Source organism: Methylobacterium sp. TK31 (assembly GCF_055361545.1).
On record NZ_CM143964.1, the window covers coordinates 1,391,522 to 1,411,421 of the forward strand.

General features: G+C 70.1%; 19 protein-coding genes and 1 riboswitch. Of the genes, 15 read left to right on the plus strand and 4 right to left on the minus strand.

What is annotated here, in order from left to right; genetic code table 11:
- Positions 1-13: 13 nt before the first annotated feature.
- The 3 genes from cysE (at position 14) to ACXJY8_RS06375 (ending at position 1,733) form a co-directional block, all read left to right on the plus strand.
- Positions 14-871: a serine O-acetyltransferase gene (cysE, locus tag ACXJY8_RS06365; protein ID WP_463777588.1), complete on the plus strand. Its 858-nt coding sequence runs from the start codon at positions 14-16 to the stop codon at positions 869-871.
- A 175-nt stretch (positions 872-1,046) separates the two neighbouring features.
- Entirely contained in the window at positions 1,047-1,259 is a 213-nt protein-coding gene (locus ACXJY8_RS06370) for a DUF3126 family protein (protein ID WP_055950709.1), read from the plus strand.
- 144 nt (positions 1,260-1,403) lie between these two features.
- Complete coding sequence (locus ACXJY8_RS06375; protein WP_055950713.1) at positions 1,404-1,733, plus strand: DUF6949 family protein; 330 nt, start codon at positions 1,404-1,406, stop codon at positions 1,731-1,733.
- Positions 1,734-1,842: 109 nt separating this feature from the next.
- Here the strand turns inward: ACXJY8_RS06375 and ACXJY8_RS06380 are convergent, their stop codons facing one another.
- The gene (locus tag ACXJY8_RS06380) at positions 1,843-2,529 is read right to left on the minus strand and encodes a transglutaminase-like cysteine peptidase (protein ID WP_463777596.1); all 687 of its coding nucleotides are present in this window, start codon (positions 2,527-2,529) and stop codon (positions 1,843-1,845) included.
- Positions 2,530-2,723: 194 nt separating this feature from the next.
- Positions 2,724-3,335 carry a transglutaminase-like cysteine peptidase gene (locus ACXJY8_RS06385; RefSeq protein WP_463780438.1) on the minus strand — a complete coding sequence of 204 codons (612 nt, stop codon included), beginning with the start codon at positions 3,333-3,335 and terminating at the stop codon, positions 2,724-2,726.
- A gap of 348 nt (positions 3,336-3,683) precedes the next feature.
- Here ACXJY8_RS06385 and argS point away from each other — a divergent pair, with 348 nt between their 5' ends.
- The 6 genes from argS (at position 3,684) to tatC (ending at position 10,159) form a co-directional block, all read left to right on the plus strand.
- On the plus strand, positions 3,684-5,432 hold the full coding sequence (argS, locus tag ACXJY8_RS06390) for an arginine--tRNA ligase (RefSeq protein ID WP_463777600.1): 1,749 nt from the start codon (positions 3,684-3,686) through the stop codon (positions 5,430-5,432).
- Between the two features lie 30 nt (positions 5,433-5,462).
- Positions 5,463-6,935 carry an SPOR domain-containing protein gene (locus tag ACXJY8_RS06395; protein WP_463777604.1) on the plus strand — a complete coding sequence of 491 codons (1,473 nt, stop codon included), beginning with the start codon at positions 5,463-5,465 and terminating at the stop codon, positions 6,933-6,935.
- 271 nt (positions 6,936-7,206) lie between these two features.
- The gene (nagZ, locus tag ACXJY8_RS06400; RefSeq protein ID WP_463777608.1) at positions 7,207-8,214 is read left to right on the plus strand and encodes a beta-N-acetylhexosaminidase; all 1,008 of its coding nucleotides are present in this window, start codon (positions 7,207-7,209) and stop codon (positions 8,212-8,214) included.
- Between the two features lie 209 nt (positions 8,215-8,423).
- Entirely contained in the window at positions 8,424-8,681 is a 258-nt protein-coding gene (locus tag ACXJY8_RS06405) for a twin-arginine translocase TatA/TatE family subunit (protein WP_108040106.1), read from the plus strand.
- 117 nt (positions 8,682-8,798) lie between these two features.
- Positions 8,799-9,362 (plus strand): Sec-independent protein translocase protein TatB, encoded by a 564-nt coding sequence (gene tatB / locus ACXJY8_RS06410; protein ID WP_463777615.1) that lies wholly within the window; start codon positions 8,799-8,801, stop codon positions 9,360-9,362.
- Entirely contained in the window at positions 9,359-10,159 is an 801-nt protein-coding gene (gene tatC, locus ACXJY8_RS06415; protein WP_055950733.1) for a twin-arginine translocase subunit TatC, read from the plus strand. Before tatB ends, tatC begins: the two co-directional genes overlap by 4 nt.
- Before the next feature lie 11 nt (positions 10,160-10,170).
- Here the strand turns inward: tatC and ACXJY8_RS06420 are convergent, their stop codons facing one another.
- Complete coding sequence (locus ACXJY8_RS06420; protein ID WP_463777622.1) at positions 10,171-10,923, minus strand: lysophospholipid acyltransferase family protein; 753 nt, start codon at positions 10,921-10,923, stop codon at positions 10,171-10,173.
- Positions 10,924-11,083: 160 nt separating this feature from the next.
- Between ACXJY8_RS06420 and xth the strand changes: the two genes are divergently transcribed.
- The 3 genes from xth to ACXJY8_RS06435 all read left to right on the plus strand — a co-directional run bounded on the left by xth (position 11,084) and on the right by ACXJY8_RS06435 (position 13,855).
- Entirely contained in the window at positions 11,084-11,893 is an 810-nt protein-coding gene (xth, locus tag ACXJY8_RS06425) for an exodeoxyribonuclease III (protein WP_463777626.1), read from the plus strand.
- Positions 11,894-11,969: 76 nt separating this feature from the next.
- The gene (locus ACXJY8_RS06430) at positions 11,970-13,217 is read left to right on the plus strand and encodes a BtaA family protein (RefSeq protein WP_463777630.1); all 1,248 of its coding nucleotides are present in this window, start codon (positions 11,970-11,972) and stop codon (positions 13,215-13,217) included.
- A complete protein-coding gene (locus ACXJY8_RS06435; RefSeq protein ID WP_463777633.1) occupies positions 13,214-13,855 on the plus strand; it encodes a class I SAM-dependent methyltransferase in 642 nt (213 codons plus the stop codon). The genes ACXJY8_RS06430 and ACXJY8_RS06435 overlap by 4 nt, the downstream gene beginning before the upstream one ends.
- Positions 13,856-14,088: 233 nt before the next feature.
- On the opposite strand, the gene ACXJY8_RS06440 is transcribed toward ACXJY8_RS06435, so the two are convergent.
- Positions 14,089-15,564 carry an amino acid permease gene (locus ACXJY8_RS06440; RefSeq protein ID WP_463777635.1) on the minus strand — a complete coding sequence of 492 codons (1,476 nt, stop codon included), beginning with the start codon at positions 15,562-15,564 and terminating at the stop codon, positions 14,089-14,091.
- A gap of 154 nt (positions 15,565-15,718) precedes the next feature.
- A riboswitch (SAM-I-IV-variant riboswitch) is annotated at positions 15,719-15,831 on the plus strand.
- A 64-nt stretch (positions 15,832-15,895) separates the two neighbouring features.
- Between ACXJY8_RS06440 and ACXJY8_RS06445 the strand changes: the two genes are divergently transcribed.
- The 3 genes from ACXJY8_RS06445 (at position 15,896) to pnp (ending at position 19,829) form a co-directional block, all read left to right on the plus strand.
- On the plus strand, positions 15,896-16,951 hold the full coding sequence (locus tag ACXJY8_RS06445) for a threonine aldolase family protein (protein ID WP_463777638.1): 1,056 nt from the start codon (positions 15,896-15,898) through the stop codon (positions 16,949-16,951).
- Positions 16,952-17,181: 230 nt separating this feature from the next.
- A complete protein-coding gene (gene rpsO, locus ACXJY8_RS06450; RefSeq protein ID WP_055950756.1) occupies positions 17,182-17,451 on the plus strand; it encodes a 30S ribosomal protein S15 in 270 nt (89 codons plus the stop codon).
- A 209-nt stretch (positions 17,452-17,660) separates the two neighbouring features.
- A complete protein-coding gene (pnp, locus tag ACXJY8_RS06455; RefSeq protein WP_463777644.1) occupies positions 17,661-19,829 on the plus strand; it encodes a polyribonucleotide nucleotidyltransferase in 2,169 nt (722 codons plus the stop codon).
- The last annotated feature ends 71 nt before the right edge of the window (positions 19,830-19,900 follow it).

Below are 19,900 nucleotides of genomic sequence, written 5' to 3' on the forward strand. Positions count from 1 at the left end.
AGAGGAGGACCCGATGTCCGCCAGCCCGTTCCCCATCGCCGCGAAAGGCTCCGAGCCGCTGGCGGTGTGCGATCCGACCTGGGCGCGCCTTCGGGCCGAGGCCGAGGCGATCGTCCGCGAGGAACCGCAACTCGCCTCCTTCATCGTGGCGACGATCCTCAACCACATCTCCCTCGAGGGAGCGGTGGCGCACCGTGTCGCGGCTCGTCTCGGGCACGCCTCGTTGCCGGCCGAACTGATCGCACACGGCTTCTTCGAGGCGATCACCGCGGAGCCGAGCCTCGGTCAGGACTTCCGCGCCGACATCGCCGCGGTCCTCGACCGCGACCCGGCCACCAGCCGCGCGATCGAGCCGGTCCTGTACTTCAAGGGCTTCCACGCCATCCAGGCCCACCGCCTGGCGCACTGGTACTGGACCGCCGGGCGGCGCGACCTCGCGCTCTATCTCCAGAGCCGCTCGTCGGAGGTGTTCCAGACCGACATCCACCCGCAGGCGCGGATCGGGCGGGGCATCTTCCTCGACCATGCCACCGGACTCGTGGTCGGCTCCACGGCGGTGATCGAGGACGACGTGTCGATCCTCCATGCCGTGACCCTGGGCGGCACCGGAAAGCAGGGCAGCGATCGTCACCCGAAGATCCGGCATGGCGTGATGATCGGTGCCGGGGCCAAGATCCTGGGCAACATCGAGGTCGGGGCCTGCGCCCGGATCGCCGCCGGCTCAGTGGTGCTGCGCCCGGTGCCGGCCAACACCACCGTGGTCGGCGTACCCGCCCGCGTGGTCGGCACCGCCGGCTGCGCCGAGCCGTCGCGCGCCATGGACCAGCTCGTCGCCATGGATCAGTTCATCCACATGGCCGAGGGCATCTGAACCGGACGCCGCCACGCGGGTGAGCCCGCCCGGCGCCCTGGCTTGCCCATCCCCCGGTGGCGTGGCAAGCGGGGGCCAGCCCGGCCCCGGTCGCCAACGGCAGGTCCTCCGGTCCGCCGCGCGACCGGCCATGAGCCGGAGGCCCCGACCGACCCGAACGCGAGAGGCGATCAGCGTGAACAAGACCGACATTGTGAAGGTGCAGGACTACCTCCGCCGGACCTTCGCCAACACCAACATCCGCCTCGTTCCCCGCCCCAAGAAGGACGATTCGGCCGAGGTCTATATCGGCGAGGAATTCCTCGGCGTGGTCTCGGTGGACGACGAGGACGGCGACCGCTCGTTCAACTTCGCCATGGCGATCCTGGACATAGACCTCGAGGATTGAGGGCTCTGCGCCTGTCGGGGGAATTCTGCGTCCGCACGAGCCTGTGCGTGGATTTAACCCTGACGGCAGGAAACCCTTAACGTTTCGTAAACGACGCGGCACACTGCGCGCCACATCGCCTCTCGATGGTGGAGCGTACGCGTCATGACTCTCAGCCCCTCGGCCCTCGACTCCCTGCAGACCCTCTGCGTCGGCCTCGCCCTCTCGGGCCTGCTCGCCAGCGCCTTCGAGCTGTTCACGGAGCGCCGCGCGAGCTTCAGCCTACTGGAGCGCGGCGGTGTCACGGCCGTGGCGGCCCTACCGATGCTGGCCTTCGGCGCACCCTTCATCATCCTGCGCAACACCGTGCGCGGGCGTCGGCTGGAGCGCCGTCCGATCCCCTTCGTGATGATCGCCACGATGATCGCCTGTGGCTGGAGCCTGATGTCCGGCCGTGTCGCCCTCGATCTCGCGCACCTGATCGCGGGCGTCTGAGCGAGCCTGGCCGCACGGCCGAGGGACCGCCGCCGGCTCCTTGCATCGACCCAACAGAAAGGCCGCCTCCGGGGCGGCCTTTTTCGTGCGCTCTTCAGCGACGCCCCTCTCAGCGGTTGGCGGTCGCCACCGGCGAAGCGCCGCCGTTCAGGGTGACCCAGGCGAGGCCGTCCTGGCCTTCGCGCTTGATGAAGGTGTAGCCGGTTCGCGGGCCCGACAGGACCGCGTTCGTCTTGTTGTCGAGGATCAGGTCGCCGCGATCGGTGCGGACCATCAGCACCGCATGGCCTTCGCCGATCTCGTCGATGACCACGGTCATCCGCAGGGCGCGGCGGGGCAGGCCGCGCTCCACCAGCATCCGGCGCTTCAGAAGCTGGTAGTCCTCGCAGTCGCCGAAGCCGTCGTCGGGATAGTCCCAGCGGTCGACCACGCCCCAATGCGCGAGGTCGGTGATCGGCTTGATCCGGGCGTTCACCCGACGGTTGACGCGGTTGAGGAGGTCACGGATGCGCGGCGTCAGGGCGATGACGGCGGGCTGGGTCGTGTCGACCGTGCACTCGTCGGGCATCCGGGCGCAGAAGGCGGTCCAGGCGGCGACGGGACGGGCCGGAGGACCTTCCTCGAGAGCTGGCGCAGCGGGCAGGGCGGCGACGGTCTGGGCCTCGGTGCTGGCACCGCCGATCAGCAGGATGGTGCCGATGAGACCGAACTGCACGGTGCGCCCGAGGCGTCGCCAGAGGGCACCACGCTCCCCGTGCGGCAATCCATCGACGCTTCGCAGTATCGCGTGCCGCATGCCGGTCGCCCTGCCATCCCCTGGTGGAGCGACAAGGTTTACACGGGAACGATCCGGGCTCAATCGGAAAGTTAAACCCGCGTTAACGCGCAGGCGAACGCATTGGTTCCACACCAGTTCCACAGGAGAAATGATGTTTCCGCGTCTCGCCGTCTCGATGGGAGAGGGACGCGAACCCGTCGCGCCTTGCGCTCTCAGCGGTTGGCGGTGGTGACGGGCGAGGTCACTCCGCCTAGCGAGACCCATGCCACGGTGTCGGCCGACTCGCGCTTGATGAAGACGTAGCCGGTCCGATACCAGGCCAGGATGTCACTGGTCTTGTTGTCGAGGATGAAGTCGCCGCGGTCGGTGACCAGGGTCAGCACGGCATGGCCCTCGCCCTTCTCGTCGATGACGACCGTCATCCGCATCGCCCGGCGCGGCAGGCCGGTCTCGGCCAGGAGCTTGCGCTTGAGGAGCTGGAAGTCCTCGCAATCGCCCGAGCCGTCCTCGGCGAGATCCCAGCGGTCCGGCACGCCCCAGTGCTCCTGGTCGGTCACGGCAGCGAGGGACTTGTTCACCCGGCGATTGATGGAGACGATGGTGTTCCAGATGGCCGGGGTGAGGGCGATGCGGTTCGGCTCGTTGGCGTCGATAGCGCATTCGGCGGCGTAGCGCTGGCAGAAGGCGGCCCAGGCCGGCAACGGACGGGCCGCGGCCAGGGTCAGCGCGGCGGGGGAGGGCGTGGGCAGGGCGGCCAGGGTCTGGGCTTGCGAGGGGCCAGTCGTCAGCATGGCGAGTACCGCGAGCAGGATCAGCGCTATCATCTTCGTCCGGTCCATGGCGGCGTCCTCACGTCCTATGCCGCCAGGGTGCCGCCGCGGGACCTGTTCCGCGCTGAAGTCGATCCGCGCAATTTTATCGATTCGCGGGCGCGATTGCGGCACTCGCGCGACAGGCCCAATCGGCCGTCTCGGCGATGGTGCGAAACAGAGCGATCGCGCCAACGGGCCGGTAACCGTGCCGGGAAAGGAAGGCTTCACGACGCGGGGCGACCAGCCCTGCCGTGACACCCGTGAGCCTGCTTGCTATGCCCCGGCCTGGGCGAGGGGGCGGAGCGTTCCCCGCGGGACGGACGGCCCCGCCGAGCCCCGGACACGGATTTTTACGGCACCATGAACATCTTCGCCACCTTCGAGGGCCGCGTGCGCGGCGCCGTGCAGGCCCTGATCCGGTCGGGGCAGCTGCCCGAGGGGCTCGACCTCGCCCGCGTGGTGGTGGAGCCGCCGCGCGACCCGAGTCACGGCGACCTCGCCACCAACGCCGCCCTGGTGCTGGCCAAGGAGGCGAAGACCAACCCGAAAGCCCTGGGCGAGTCGTTGGCTGCGGCCCTGCGCACCGACCCGGATGTGACGGAGGCCACCGTTGCCGGCCCCGGCTTCATCAACCTGCGGCTGGCCCCGGGCACCTTCCACGCCGTCGTCCGGGCGGCCCTCGCCGAGGGCGCGCGCTACGGGCGCGGCGCCATGCCGGGGGGCCGGGTCAACATCGAATACGTCTCGGCCAACCCGACCGGACCGATGCATGTCGGCCACGGGCGCGGCGCCGTGTTCGGCGACGCGCTCGCCAACCTTCTGGTGGCGGCCGGACGCGACGTGACGCGCGAATACTACATCAACGATGCCGGCGCTCAGGTCGACGTGCTCGCCCGCTCGGCCTTCCTGCGCTATCGCGAGGCCCTCGGCGAGCCCGTCGGTCCGGTTCCGGAGGGGCTCTATCCCGGCGACTACCTCGTGCCCGTGGGTGCCCGTCTGGCCGAGATTCACGGCCGCGCCCTCCTCGACCAGCCGGAGGCGGACTGGCTGCCGACCGTGCGGGCCTTCGCCATCGCGGCGATGATGGACCTGATCCGGGACGACCTCGCCCGTCTCGGCATCCACCACGACGTGTTCTTCTCGGAGGCCACCCTCAAGGAGGAGGTCCCGGCCCTGCTGGCGGAGCTTCGCGAGAAGGGCCTCGTCTACGAAGGGCGCCTGCCGCCACCCAAGGGCCAGCTGCCCGAGGATTGGGAAGACCGCGAACAGACCCTGTTCCGCACCGTCGAGTTCGGCGACGACGTCGACCGGCCGCTGCTGAAGTCGGACGGCTCCTTCACCTACTTCGCCTCCGACATCGCCTATCACCGGACCAAGATCGCCCGCGGCGCCACCGACCTCATCGACGTGCTCGGGGCCGACCACGGCGGCTACGTCAAGCGCATGCAGGCCGCCGTGAGGGCGGTGAGCGACGGCAACGCCACCCTGGATGTGAAGCTGTGCCAGCTCGTGCGGCTGTTGCGCGCGGGCGAGCCCGTGAAGATGTCGAAGCGCGCCGGCGAGTTCATCACCCTGCGCGAGGTCGTCGACGAGGTCGGGCGCGATCCCGTCCGCTTCATGATGCTCTACCGGAAGAACGACGCCACCCTCGATTTCGACCTCGCCAAGGTGGTGGAGCAATCGAAGGAGAACCCGGTCTTCTACGTGCAGTACGCCCATGCACGCTGCGTTTCGGTGTTCCGCCAAGCCCGCGAGGCGATGCCGGGCGAGGACTTTTCGCGCGTCGGCCTGCTCGGCGAAGCGAACCTGTCGCTGCTCACCGACCCGGGCGAGATCGAAATCATGCGACTCGTCACGCAGTACCCTCGTGTCATCGAGGCGGCGGCGACCGCGCATGAACCGCATCGGGTAGCGTTCTACCTCTACGAACTGGCCTCGTCGCTGCATGGTTTGTGGAACAAAGGCAAAGACTTGCCGCAATTACGGTTTATTAATCCTGCCGACCGAAACTCCACTCGGGCTCGATTGGCCCTCGTTGAGGCTTTGCGGGGCGTCGTCGCCTCCGGCCTCGCGGTGTTGGGCGTCACCGCGCCGGACGAAATGCGGTGAGGTGATCTCGGCGTGAAGAGGGATGCTGCCATGACGACGAACGCTTCGCGGGCGACGGTCGATTTCGACGCCTTTGCGCGGGATCTGCAGCAGCCTCCGGCGCCGGCCCAGGCCCCCGTCTCGGGAGCCGCCCCCGTTCCGGCTCCGGGCGCGGGCAAAGCCGACCCCCTGGCCGAACTCGCCCGCATCGTCGGGCAGGACGACCCGTTCCGTGCCCTGCTCCAGGCCCGTGATTCCCGGGCCGACGCGGCTGCCCGCAGTCGGATCGAGCCGAGCTTCGTCGATGCGCCGGCCCGGGCCCGGACTGCCCAGACCCATGCGCCTCAGGCTGCGACGCACGCGCATCAGCCCGCTCCGCAGCCGGCCTCGCCCACCGACGCCTTCGATCAGTATCTCGCCTCCGTCGACCACGGCGCGTACGGAGATGCGCAGGGCGGGTACCCGGACCCGAACGCGGCCGAATTCGCTCCCAACGATGCCGACGACCGCGTCCGCCCCCTGGAGCGTCCGCGCAAGCGCAGCCGCCTCGTATCGGTGGGTGCCGGTCTCAGCGTCCTCGCCCTCTGCGTCACCGGCGCCCTGGCCTGGCGCGGCCTGCACGGCCATTCCACCGGGGGCAGCGGCGTCCCCACCATCCTGGCCGACACCGCGCCCCTGAAGATCGCGCCGCAGAAGTCCGACGGCGTCGAGATCCCCGACCAGAACAAGCAGATCTACGAGCGCACCGCCAAGGACGGCCAGATCCGGATCGTCAACCGCGAGGAGCAGCCGCTCGACGTGGCCCAGGCCGCCCGCGCGGCCCTCGGGACGGGCGAAGGCGGGGCGACTCCCGGCAGTGCGGCACCGGCCGCCTCGCTGCCGGCCCAGCAGGGCGGTCTCGCCGATTCCCTCGGCGAACCGCGCCGGGTCCGCACCGTCTCGGTCAAGCCCGATACGCCTCCGCCCCCGCCGCAGCGGGAGGCGTCCGCCGAGGCGACCGCGACACCGACCTCGGTGATCCCGACCATGACCCTCCCGGGTGCCGCCGGTGACGGCGCCGCCGCGAGCCCGTCCCTGCGCCAGCGCGCGACCCGGCTGCCGCCGCCGGCGGCCACGACCCCGGTGGCCGAGGCGCCCGCCGCGACGCCGCCCGAGCCCACACCCGCCCCGGCTCCGCGCGTCAAGGCGCCGCAGCGCGTCGCCGCCGTGGCGCCCGAGGCGACCTCCGCCATCGCCGCCCCGCCGCCCGTCGCGGCGACGCCCCCCGCCGCAGCGTCCTCGGGCGGCGGCTACGCCGTCCAGCTCGGCGTGCGCACCAGCGAGAGCGAGGCCCAGGCCGCGTTCCGTCAGATGCAGGGCAAGTACAGCCAGCTCTCCGGTCAGCCCGCCCTGATCCGCCAGGCAGAAGTCAACGGCAAGACGATCTTCCGTGTTCGCGTCGGGCCTCTCGGCAAGACCGAGGCGGCCGCCCTCTGCACCCAACTCCAGGGTGCGGGCGGGCAGTGCTTCGTCGCCAAGAACTGAGATTCGACGACAAGATCGGTCGACCTCGGCGCCTCTGCGCGCCCGGTCGCCCCACGCGCCGGTGATCCGAGTGGGTTCGGCACGCGACGCGCCCTGTGGCCGTCACGCCACGCTGCCGGCCTCCTGGGCATCCCCCGTTCCCTCCGACGTTTTCCGGCCGCATCCTGCCCCGATTGGCGTGGTGTCGATTCGTCGCCGAATCCCTCTCGACAACCGTCCCGCCGCGCTCGCTCGAGCCATCGAGCAAACCACCCAGGATGCGTCCCCGATCATGACCTCCCGTGCCCTGATCCTTGGTTGCGCCGGCAAGACTCTCTCGGCCCAGGAAGCTGCCTTTTTCCGGGATGTGGCGCCCTGGGGCTTCATCCTGTTCAAGCGCAACATCGGCACGCCCGACGAGGTCCGGGCATTGACCGACGCGCTGCGGACCACGGTCGGCCGGGCGGACGCCCCGATCCTCATCGACCAGGAAGGCGGTCGGGTCCAGCGCATGGGGCCGCCGCACTGGCCGGCCTATCCGGCAGGGCGCCGCTTCGGCGGCCTCAACGGCTCTGCCGCGGCCATCGCGCATCTCGGCGCCCGGCTGATGGCCCATGACCTTTCCAGCGTCGGCATCAACGTCGACTGCGCCCCCGTCCTCGACGTTCCGGTGGCCGGCGCGCACGACGTGATCGGCGACCGCGCCTACGCCACTGCGCCCGACCGGGTGGCCGAGATCGGCCGGGCGGTGGCCGAAGGCCTGATGCAGGGCGGCGTGCTGCCGGTGATGAAGCATATCCCCGGTCATGGCCGCGCGGACTGCGACAGCCACAAAGGCCTGCCGGTGGTCGAGGCGGACCTCGCCACCCTGAGAGCCCAGGACTTCGTGCCGTTCCGGGCGCTCGCCGACCTGCCGATGGCCATGAGCGCCCACGTGGTCCTCACCGCCCTCGACGCGGCGCATCCGGCCACGCAGTCGGCCATCGTGATCCGCGACATCATCCGCGGCGCCATCGGCTTCGACGGCCTCCTTATGACCGACGACCTCTCGATGCACGCCCTCCAGGGGACGTTCCGGGCCCGCACCGAGGCGTGCTTCGCCGCCGGGATCGACGTCGGCCTGCACTGCAACGGCGATCCGGACGAGATGCGCGGCGTCGCCGAGGGCGCACCCGTCCTGGCCGGCGCGGCCCTGCGCCGGGCCGAGGGCGCCCTGGCCCGGCTTCCCGCCGAGAGCGACGCCTTCGACGTGGACGAGGCTCGCGCCCGCTTCGAGGCGGCCCTGTCCCTGGCCGCCTGAGCGTTCCGTTCGATCAGGCGACAATGGCACGCCGCTGGTCTATGAACCGGCGGCGGGCGGGAAACTTGCATGTCCGCGATGCGGCGATCGGAACGGAGCGCGCGTCACCCGCACTTCTTGTGCTCGGGGTGCCCGATCCTTAGGTTCGCCCTCAATCGACACACGAGACGGCGCCGCGCAGTGTTCGAGCTGCGGCGCGGGAGGTTGCCATGGGCAGCATGAGTATCTGGCACTGGATCATCGTCGCCGGCATCGTGATGCTGCTGTTCGGCCGTGGGAAGATCTCGGACCTGATGGGCGACGTCGCCAAGGGCATCAAGGCCTTCAAAAAGGGCATGGCCGAGGACGAGACGCCGACCACCACGGCCGTGCCGCCGCCGAGCGCGGGCGAGCCGGTGCGGACGCTGCCTCACCAGGGCGAGCCCGCCACCGCCAATACGGTGTCGGCCGACCGCAAGGTCATCTGACCCACGACGCGAAACCGGGGCGCTGCGGCCGATGGCGGGTCTGGCGCAAGGCGCCGTGACCTGCCATGGCAGCGCGCCGTTTGATGGGCGGCGTACGGTCGCGGGACAGTCGACACCATGTTTGACATGAGTTGGGGCGAGGTGATGCTGATCGGCGGCGTCGCCCTCATCGTCATCGGCCCGAAGGATCTGCCGAAGGCTCTGCGCACGGTCGGCCAGATCACCGGCAAGATGCGGCGCATGGCCGGCGAGTTCCAGTCGCAGTTCAACGAGGCGATCCGCGAGGCCGAGTTCGACGAGATCCGCCGCGAGGTGGACGGGGTCAAGCGCTCGGCGAGCACGATGGGGCCGACCTTCAATCCCGTGCAGACCATCCGCGACGAGCTGAAGGGCGCCGTCGATGGCCGGGCCGAGACAAAGACGACGCCGTCGCCGGCCCAGGGCCTCGCCAACGTCGCCGACCAGTTGGCCGAGCGCGAGAATACGATCCAGGCCTCGCCCGAGCCCGGCGCACATGCGGCCGCCTCGGTGGAATCGTTGCCCGACCTTCCCTCGCGTCCCGTGCCCGAGGTACCCGCGCCGGGCGCGACCCACACCTGGGCCGCCGAACCGCCAGCCACGCCCACCGAGTCGCCTCGTCCCGAGACGCCGGCCAAACCCCAGCTTGATTCCGGCCGATGATCAACGAGACCGACGAAGCCGAGATCGAAGCCTCACGGGCCCCGCTTCTCGATCATCTCATCGAATTGCGGTCGCGGCTGATCAAGTCGCTGGCCGCCTTCGTGGTGATGTTCTTCGGGTGCTTCTTCTTCTCCCGGCACATCTACAACATCCTCGTCTACCCCTACGTCTCCGTGGTGGGGGTCGAGAACGCCAAGCTGATTGCGACGCACTTCCTCGAGCAGGTGTTCACCAACATCAAGCTCAGCGTGTTCGGCGCCGGCTTCCTGGCCTTCCCGGTCATCGCCACGCAGATCTACGCTTTCGTGGCCCCGGGCCTCTACCGCAACGAGCGCCAAGCCTTCCTGCCCTACCTGATCGCCACGCCGATCTTCTTCATCCTCGGCGCCCTGGTGGTGTTCTTCCTGGCGATGCCGCTGCTGATCCAGTTCTCGGTCTCGCTGCAGCAGATCGGGCAGCCGGGCGAGGCGACGATCGCCCTCCTGCCGAAGGTGGACGAGTATCTCTCGCTTATCATGACGCTGATCTTCGCCTTCGGCATCGCCTTCCAGCTGCCTGTGATCCTGACCCTGCTCGGGCAGATCGGCGTGATCGACACGGCATTCCTGCGCGAGAAGCGGCGCTACGCCATCGTCCTCGTCTTCGTGGCCGCCGCCGTGCTGACGCCGCCGGACGTGATCTCGCAGCTCTCGCTCGCGATCCCCATGCTGCTGCTCTACGAGGCTTCGATCTTCTCGGTGGCCCGCGTCGAACGTCGCCGGGCGGCCCAGCGCAAGGCCGAGGGGCTCGATCCGTAGGGGTCGCCCCCTTAGGAAGCCTCGGCCTGCAGCGTCGAGGCCGCCGGCGCGGCAGGGTCACGCCAGCGATTCAATTCGGAGTCGATCGCCCCCTGCGTGCCGCGCATGAATTCGGCGCCGCTCAGGCCCGGGGGCAGGGGGGGCAGGTAGCTCACCGTGACGGCACCGGGACTGTGACGGGCGCCCCCGTGGGGCCAGTACAGACCGGAATTCACCGCCACGGGCAGCACCGGCAGGCCGAGCTTGGCGTAGAGCAGCTCGACGCCGCGCTTGAACTGGACCGGCTCGGCGATGCCGCCACGGGTCCCCTCGGGAAACATCAGCACCGAGCGCCCCTGAGCGATCGCCGCGCGGCTCTCGTCGATCATCACCCGCAGGGCCTGGGTGCCGTTGGCCCGATCGATGATGATCATCGGTGAGCGGCGCAGGAACCAGCCGACGATGGGGATCGCCACCAGCTCGCGCTTGGCCACGATGGCGACGTTCGGCACCAGCACGAGGAAGGCCAGGGTCTCCCAGGCCGACTGGTGGTTGGCCACGATGAGGCAGGGCTCCTCCGGGATGCGGGTGCGGCCCTCCTCGACGTAGGTGAGCCCGACGATGCGGGCGAGGCCGAACAGGATGCCCCGCGACCAGAGCCTGGTGAAGGCGCGGATGGGCCGCGCCGGCGCGCCCAGCAGGGCGAGGACCGCCAGCGGGATGATGAACAGGGCGGTCCAGCCGGCCCAGTAGGCATTGAAGAGCGCGGAACGGATGCGCGACACGGTGACGATCCCTCGATCTCGCCCGGAGCCCGCACAGATCGCGAGCTCCCAGCGCAGCATTTTCCGGCGACGGGCGCGGCGATCCGGTCTATGCCGGCCCGCCGCGCCGACGCGCGCACGATCCTTTAAACATTTTCCAGTTTCACGCGAGCCGAACGCCGTGCGCCTGACCGTCACCACCTGGAACATCAACTCGGTGCGCCTGCGCATCGACTCGGTCCTGCGCTTCCTGGCCGAAGCGCAGCCCGACGTCCTCTGTCTGCAGGAGACGAAGTGTCCGGACGATGCATTTCCCCTCAAGGCCCTGCGCGGCTCGGGCTACGAGCACGTCGTCTTCGCCGGCCAGAAGGGCTATAACGGCGTCGCGATCCTCTCGCGCTTCCCCCTCGTCACCCGGGACGTGATGGCGTTCTGCGAGCGCCAGGACGCGCGCCACATCTCGGCGGTGCTGGGCCCGGAAGCGGGCAAGGCGGCCGGGATCGCGCTGCATGATTTCTACGTGCCCGCCGGCGGCGACGTCCCCGACCGGAATCTCAATCCGAAATTCGCCCATAAGCTCGACTTCCTCGATGCGTTGCGCGCCTGGGGTGGACAGCGGGTGAAGGGCCCGGCGATCCTGGTCGGCGACCTCAACGTGGCGCCCCTGGAGCACGATGTCTGGTCGCACAAGCAGCTCCTCGACGTGGTGAGCCATACGCCCGTCGAGACCGAGCGGCTCGAGACCCTCCGGGGCGAGGCGGGCTGGATCGACGCCGCCCGCCTGCTCGTGCCGGAACCGACGAAGATCTACACGTGGTGGAGCTACCGCTCCCCCGACTGGGCGGCCGCCGACAAGGGCCGGCGCCTCGACCATGCCTGGGTCTCCCCCGACCTCGCCGGCACGGTGCGCGACATGACGGTGGCCCGCCACGTCCGGGGCTGGGACCGTCCCTCCGACCACGCGCCGGTGACGCTCACCCTGGAGCTGTGAGGGTTGTCACCGGCCGGTCATGCGCGGGGCGTAGGGGCGGCGTCCATCATCCCCGATGGACAGCCCGAGAGCCCGCATGAATCCTGCCGCACGGGCGGTTCGCCGCGAAACCAGCCTCGGCCTGACCCAGGCCGTGCACCGCAGCCGGGCCCTGTCCCGCGCCGGCCTGTCGGAGCGGCTGTTCACGCTGGCCTTCAGCGGGCTGGTCTACCCCCAGATCTGGGAGGATCCGGCGGTCGACATGGAGGCCCTGGCCCTGGGGCCAGAGGATCATGTCGTCGCCATCGCCTCCGGCAGCTGCAACGTGCTGTCCTACCTCACCGCGGATCCGGCGCGAATCAGCGCGGTCGATCTCAACGGGGCGCATGTCGCCCTGGGACGGCTCAAGCTCGCGGCCCTGACGCGCTTGCCCGATTCAGCGGCCTACCGGCGTTTCTTCGGGCGCGCCGACACGGCCGACAACATCGCTGCGTACGATGCGCAGATCGCGCCCCACCTCGATGCCTCCGCGCGGGCCTACTGGGAGGCCCGGCGCCTCGACGGACGCCGGCGCATCGCCGCCTTCTCCGAGAACGTCTTCCGGCACGGCCTGCTCGGACGCTTCATCGGGACCGGACACCGGCTGGCCCGCCTCTATGGCTGCGACCTCTCCGCCGTCCTCAAGGCCCGCGACAGGGCCGAGCAACGCGTCCTGTTCGACGCGCACGTCGCGCCGCTGTTCGAGAAGCGCCTCATACGCTGGCTGATCCGGCGTCCGGCCTCCCTCTACGGCCTCGGAATCCCGCCGGCCCAGTACCGCGCCCTCGCCCAGGACCGGCCGGGCGGCATGGTCGACGTCCTGCGCCATCGTCTGGAGCGCCTCGCCTGCGATTTCGACCTCGCCGACAACTACTTCGCCTGGCAGGCCTTCGGCCGCGGCTACGCGCCGGGTCCCGACGCCGCGCTGCCGCCCTACCTGCAGCCGCGTCACTTCGAGGCCCTGCGGGCCCGGGCCGGGCGGGTGAGCTACCGCCAACAATCGATGACCGCATTCCTGGCCGCCAGCCCGGACCGGAGCGCCGATGCCTACGTGCTCCTCGACGCGCAGGACTGGATGAGCGACGCAGACCTGACCGCTTTGTGGACCGAGATCACCCGCACCGCCCGGCCGGGCGCGCGGGTCATCTTCCGTACGGCCGCCGACGAGCGCTGCCTGCCTGGCCGGGTGCCGGGCGCGATTCTGGGAGCCTGGGACTATGCGGAGGCCGAGAGCCGGGCCGCGGTGCTCCGCGACCGCTCGGCGATCTACGGCGGCTTCCACCTCTACCGCCTGCGTGCCGCGTGAGCGACGCCGCGGACGCGATGGACCGGATGTACCGGCGCCAGCGCCATCTCTACGACGCCAGCCGCAAGTTCTATCTCCTCGGGCGCGATCGGGTCATCGCGGAGCTCGCCGTACCGGCGGGCGGCGCCGTGCTGGAGATCGGCTGCGGCACCGGGCGCAACCTCGTGCGCATCGCCCGGACCTATCCCGAAGCGGCCTGCCACGGGCTCGACGTCTCGGCGGCGATGCTCGCGACGGCCGCCCGCAGCGTGGCCCGCGCCGGGCTCGAACCCCGCATCCGCCTCGCATGCGGGGACGCCACCGCCTTCGATCCGGAAGTGCTGTTCGGACGGTCGCGCTTCGACCGGATCGTGATTTCCTACGCCCTGTCGATGATCCCGCCTTGGGAGCGCGTGCTGGCCGAGGCCGCCGGACACCTCGCGCCGGACGGCCAGCTCCACGTCGTGGATTTCGGCGGTCAGGCCGGCCTGCCGCGACCCGTCCGCGCTGTCCTGAACCGCTGGCTGGCGGCATTTTCGGTGATGCCGCGGGCAGCCTTGCCGCAGACGATCGCGGATGTCGCCTCGGCGCTCGGCGCGGAGGCGCGGGTGCATCAGCGCTTCGCGGGCTACTGCGTGCACGCGGTGATCGTGCGCTGAGGCGGCGCGGCACGCTTCCACCGATCAGCGACCGCGGATTGATTCAGCCGGCTCCGGAACGCCCGGGCCCGACCCCGCATTGGGTTTGCGACGCGGCGGCTTCCAGGCCGTCCAACCCAACCGGAGGTTTTCTCATGCGCAAGCTCCTCGTCGCCTTCCTGCTCCCCAAGCTCGTCTCCTACCTGCGCCGGCGCTATTCCGGCCGTCCGAGCCCGCGTCACTACTCCTGAGTGTCAGCGCGCCGGGACCACCTGCTGGCCCGGCGCGCGCATCCGGCGCAGGCGCGCCGCCCGTCGGCCGTAGCCGAAATAGATCGCCAAGCCCAAGACGAGCCACAGGGCGAGCCGCAGCCAGGTGTCCCCGGGTAGCCCGAGCATGAGCCCGAGGCAGGACAGGATGCCGAGGACCGGCACCACCGGCATGCCCGGCACCCGGAAGGGGCGGGGCCGCGCCGGGTCCGTCCGGCGCAGGACAAGCACGGCCGTGCAGATCACCAGGAAGGCGAAGAGGGTGCCGATGCTCACCAGTTCGCCCAGCAGGTCGATCGGGACCAGGCCCGCGACCAGGGCGGTCACCGCGCCGATGGCGATCTGGCTGGTCGCCGGCGTCCGGAAGCGCGGATGTACCCGGGTGAAGGCCAGCGGCAGCAACCCGTCCCGCGCCATCGCGTAGAAGATCCGGGCCTGCCCGTAGAGAGCGGCGAGCGCCGCCGTGGTCAGGCCGAGGATGGCCCCGATCTTGATCGCCACCGCGAAGGCCCCGAAGCCAATCGCCTCCACCGCCTTGGCGATGGGATCGGGCACGTCGAGGGCCCGATAGGGGACGAGGCCGGTGAGCACCGCCGCTACCGCCACGTAGAGTACCGTGCTGATCGCCAGTGACCCGAGGAGCCCGATCGGAGCATCGCGCTGGGGGCGGCGCGTCTCGCCCGCCGCCGTCGAGATCGTCTCGAAGCCGATGAAGGCGAAGAAGACCACGCCGGCCCCGCGCAGGACCCCGCTCCAGCCAAACGCTCCGAAGGTGCCGGTGTTCTCCGGCACCAGGGGCGACCACAGGCCCACATCCACGTGGGCGGCACCCACCCCGACGAAGGCCAGGATGATCGCGACCTTGATCACCACCATCACGGCGTTCACCCGGGTCGATTCGCGGTTGCCGCGCACGAGAAGCAGGGTCAGCGCGCCGATGATGGCCGCCGCCGGCAGATCGAACCATGCGGTTGCGCCGCCGGGCAGGGGGGTGAAGGGGGCCGCCGTGAGCGACGGAGGCAGGCGCAGACCGGCATCGCCGAGGAGCGAGCGGACGTAGCCCGACCAGCCCACCGCCACGGTGGCGGCGCTCATCGCGTATTCGAGGACGAGGTCCCAGCCGATGATCCAGGCGCAGGCCTCGCCCAGGGTTGCGTAGGCATAGGTGTAGGTGCTGCCCGGGGCCGGCACCATCGCGGCGAGTTCGGCGTAGCAGAGGGCGACGAATCCACAGGCGACGCCGCCGAGCACGAAGGACAGGGTCAGGCCCGGACCGGCATAGTTCGCCGCCGCCGTGCCGGTCAGGACGAAGATGCCCGCCCCGATGGTTGCGCCGACGCCGAGCGCCACGAGGTCGAAGGCGGAGAGGGAACGCGGCAGGCGTGCGCCCTCGACGCCCTCGGCGTCGGCCGTCAGGATGTCGGCGACGGATTTGCGTGCGGTGAGGCTATTGCCCGTCATCGGCCGGACCTTCGCATGGGGGTGGTTCGCCCGCCAATCGGCGCAAGTCCCACGCCAGAGTTTCCGACAGCACCAATCCCGGTCGGACAGCATGGACGGAGACGGGTAGCAACCTGTCCGTGTTGTCAGCGGGCTGCCCCTCTGGTAGGACGCCCGCCAGCATCAAGAGTCGGGGCGTTCCCCGACGCCAACCTGCTCTCCCGGGCAAGGTGGCGCCCTCCGGCAAACGGCGGGGATGTGGCCGGACCGGCAAACAAACGGGCTTCGCCATATCTCTGTCTCGGTCGATCGCCGCGCTCCGGATGCGGACCATGCCAGACGAGAGCGAACCATGCCCCCCGAGCCCCAGCAATTCGCGAGCGACAACTACGCCGGCATCTGCCCCGAGGCCTGGGCCGCGATGGAGGCGGCCAACCGGGGCTCGGTCCCGGCCTATGGCGAGGATCCCTGGACGAAGCGGGCGGCCGATGCGTTCCGGAGCCTGTTCGAGACGGACGCCGCGGAGGTGTTCTTCGCCTTCAACGGCACCGCCGCCAACGCCCTGGCGCTGGCCTCCCTCTGCCAATCCTATCACAGCGTGATCTGCTCGGCCTCGGCCCATGTCGAGACCGACGAGTGCGGCGCCCCCGAATTCTTCTCCAACGGCTCGAAGCTTCTGGTGGTGGCGAGCCCCGACGGCAAGCTGAATCCGGCCCTGATCCGGGACGTCGCCACGGGTCGCTCGGACATCCATTTTCCGAAGCCCCGGGTGGTGACGATCACCCAGCCCACCGAGACGGGTCAGCTCTACAGCCTCGCCGAGATCCGGGCGATCGCCGCCACCTGCCGGGACCTCGGTCTGCGCCTGCACATGGACGGGGCGCGCTTCGCCAATGCCTGCGCCAGCCTCGGCTGCAGCCCTGCCGACATGACCTGGAAGGCGGGCGTCGATCTCCTCTGCTTCGGCGGCACCAAGAACGGCATGGCGGCCGGAGAGGCGATCCTGTTCTTCGATGCCGCGCTGGCGGAGGATTTCGGATACCGCTGCAAGCAGGCCGGGCAACTCGCTTCGAAGATGCGCTTCCTCTCGGCCCCCTGGGTCGGCGTGCTGGAGGATGGGGCTTGGCTGCGCCACGCGGCCCACGCGAATGCCTGCGCGCAGCGCCTCGCCGCGGCCGTGGCGGACGTGACCACCTTCGCGCTGATGTTCCCGGTGGAGGCCAACGCGGTGTTCCTGCGCGCCGCACCCGATCACCTTGAGGCCCTGCGCGCCCGGGGCTGGCGCTTCTACACCTTCATCGGCGGGGGCGCCCGCTTCATGTTCGCATGGGATTCGGACCCCGTCCGGATCGAGGCCCTGGCCAGCGACATCCGGGCCGTGGCCGGCACCGAGGCCGCCGCGGCCTGAGCCCCCCTCGAAACGTCTTCGCGCGGGACCGCGACACCCCGAGGGCTGGCGCCGGGGCGGGTTTCGTGTATGGTCCGCGCCGCTCCGACCCGTGCGAACGGGGCCGGGGCACAAGCTGCTTGTGGGCCTGACCGTGCTGGACGACATCCCGGCACCGGCCTTCCACGAGCGTGGCGCGGTCCTCGCGACGAGGCCGCCCTTTCCGAAAACCCGTACCGAAAGGCACTGCGATGTCGATCACGGCAGAGCGCAAGACCGCGCTCATCAAGGAATACGCGACCGGCGGCAAGGACACCGGTTCTCCGGAGGTCCAGGTGGCGATCCTCACCGAGCGGATCACCAACCTCACCGGCCACTTCAAGACCCACGGCAAGGACAACCATTCCCGCCGCGGTCTCCTGAAGATGGTCTCGCAGCGCCGCTCGCTGCTCGACTACGTCAAGCGCAAGGACGAGGCCCGCTACCGCAGCCTCATCGAGCGTCTCGGCATCCGCCGCTAAGCACGGCGACTCCCACGCGGTTCCGGGCCCGGCCCGGGGCCGCGTTTTGACAGTTCGGGCTGCCGGAATGGGTCCGGCCACCCGAAGACCCGGGCGACTTGAAGGCGGATGCGCCGGGGACAGGATCGCGGGGGGCGCGGCATGCGGCGCCCCCCGCCATCTTGCCCCTGGCGGCGCCGGGTTCGCCCGACCGCAGGAAGGCTAGACATATGTTCGATATCCAACGCGAAGAGCTGATGTGGGGCGACCGCAAGCTCGTCCTCGAGACGGGCAAGGTCGCCCGCCAGGCCGACGGCGCCGTGATGGCGACCTACGGCGAGACCTCGGTGCTGGCCACCGTCGTGTCCGCCAAGGAGCCCAAGGCCGGCATCGACTTCCTGCCGCTGACCGTGAACTACCAGGAGCGCGCCTACGCCGCCGGCCGCATTCCCGGCGGCTACTTCAAGCGCGAGGGCCGTCCGTCCGAGAAGGAGACCCTGGTCTCCCGCCTCATCGACCGCCCGATCCGCCCCCTCTTCGTCGAGGGCTGGCGCAACGACACCCAGGTCGTCGTCACCGTCCTGACCCACGACCTCGAGAACGATCCCGACATCCTCGCGATGGTCGCGGCCTCCGCCGCCCTGACCCTGTCGGGCGTGCCCTTCATGGGCCCGATCGGCGCCGCCCGCGTCGGCTACGCCAACGGCCAGTACACCCTGAACCCGCACGTGGCCGACCTCGAGGCCTCGACCCTCGATCTCGTCGTCGCCGGCACCCAGGACGCCGTCCTGATGGTCGAGTCCGAGGCCAAGGAGCTCGACGAAGAGGTCATGCTCGGCGCCGTGATGTTCGGCCATAAGCACTTCCAGCCGGTCATCGAGGCGATCATCCGCCTCGCCGAGAAGGCCGCCAAGGAGCCCCGCAACTTCTCCGCGCCCGAGAACGGCGACGTGGAAGCCGCCGTGCTGGAGGTCTGCGAAGCCGACCTGCGCGCTGCCTACAAGAACACCGTCAAGCAGGAGCGCTACGCCGCCGTCGACGCCGTGAAGGCGAAGGTGATGGCCGCCCTCTGCGCCGAGGGCGCCGAGAAGTTCCCGGCCGAGAAGGTCAAGGCCGCGTTCAAGGAAGCGCAGTCGAAGGTCGTGCGCTGGAACATCCTCGACACCGGCTCGCGCATCGACGGCCGCGACGTGCGCACCGTGCGCCCGATCGAGTCCCAGGTCGGCGTGCTGCCCCGCGCCCATGGCTCCGCCCTGTTCACCCGCGGCGAGACCCAGGCCCTCGTGGTCGCCACCCTCGGCACCGGCGAGGACGAGCAGTTCATCGACGCGCTGGAAGGCACCTACAAGGAGACCTTCCTGCTGCACTACAACTTCCCCCCCTACTCGGTGGGCGAGACCGGCCGCATGGGCTCCCCGGGCCGTCGCGAGATCGGCCACGGCAAGCTCGCCTGGCGCGCCGTGCATCCCGTGCTGCCGCCGGCCCACGAGTTCCCGTACACGATCCGCGTCGTGTCCGAGATCACCGAGTCGAACGGCTCCTCCTCGATGGCCTCCGTCTGCGGCGCCTCGCTGTCGCTGATGGATGCCGGCGTGCCGTTGCGCCGTCCGGTGGCGGGCATCGCCATGGGCCTCATCCTCGAGGGTGAGCGCTACGCCGTGCTGTCCGACATCCTCGGCGACGAGGATCACCTCGGCGACATGGACTTCAAGGTGGCGGGCACCGAGTCCGGCATCACCTCCCTGCAGATGGACATCAAGATCGCCGGCATCACCGAGGAGATCATGAAGGTCGCCCTGCACCAGGCGCAGGAAGGCCGCGTCCACATCCTCGGCGAGATGTCGAAGGCGCTCACCGATGCCCGTCCCGAGCTCGGCGAGTACGCCCCGCGCATCGAGACCATGCAGATCCCCACCGACAAGATCCGGGAAGTGATCGGCACCGGCGGCAAGGTGATCCGCGAGATCGTCGAGAAGACCGGCGCCAAGATCAACATCGACGACACTGGCACGGTGAAGATCGCGTCCAGCGACGGCAAGGCCATCAAGGCCGCCTACAACTGGATCCGCTCGATCGTGGCGGAGGCCGAGCCGGGCATGATCTATGACGGCACCGTCGTGAAGACGATGGAGTTCGGCGCCTTCGTGAACTTCTTCGGCGCCAAGGACGGTCTCGTCCACATCTCGGAGCTCGCCGCGCAGCGGGTCGCCAAGGTGACGGACGTCGTCAAGGAGGGCCAGAAGGTCAAGGTGAAGTTCCTCGGCCAGGACGACCGCGGCAAGATCCGCCTCTCGATGAAGGTCGTCGACCAGGAGACCGGCGAGGACATCACCGAGAAGCTCAAGGCCGAGCGCAACGCCGAGCAGGATCGCGCCCGCGGACCCCGCCAGGAGGCGTGAGCCGCCAGATCCGGCCGGGTGCGCGAGCGCTCGGCCGAACCGTTGAAACGAGAAGAGCGCGGCCCCGACGG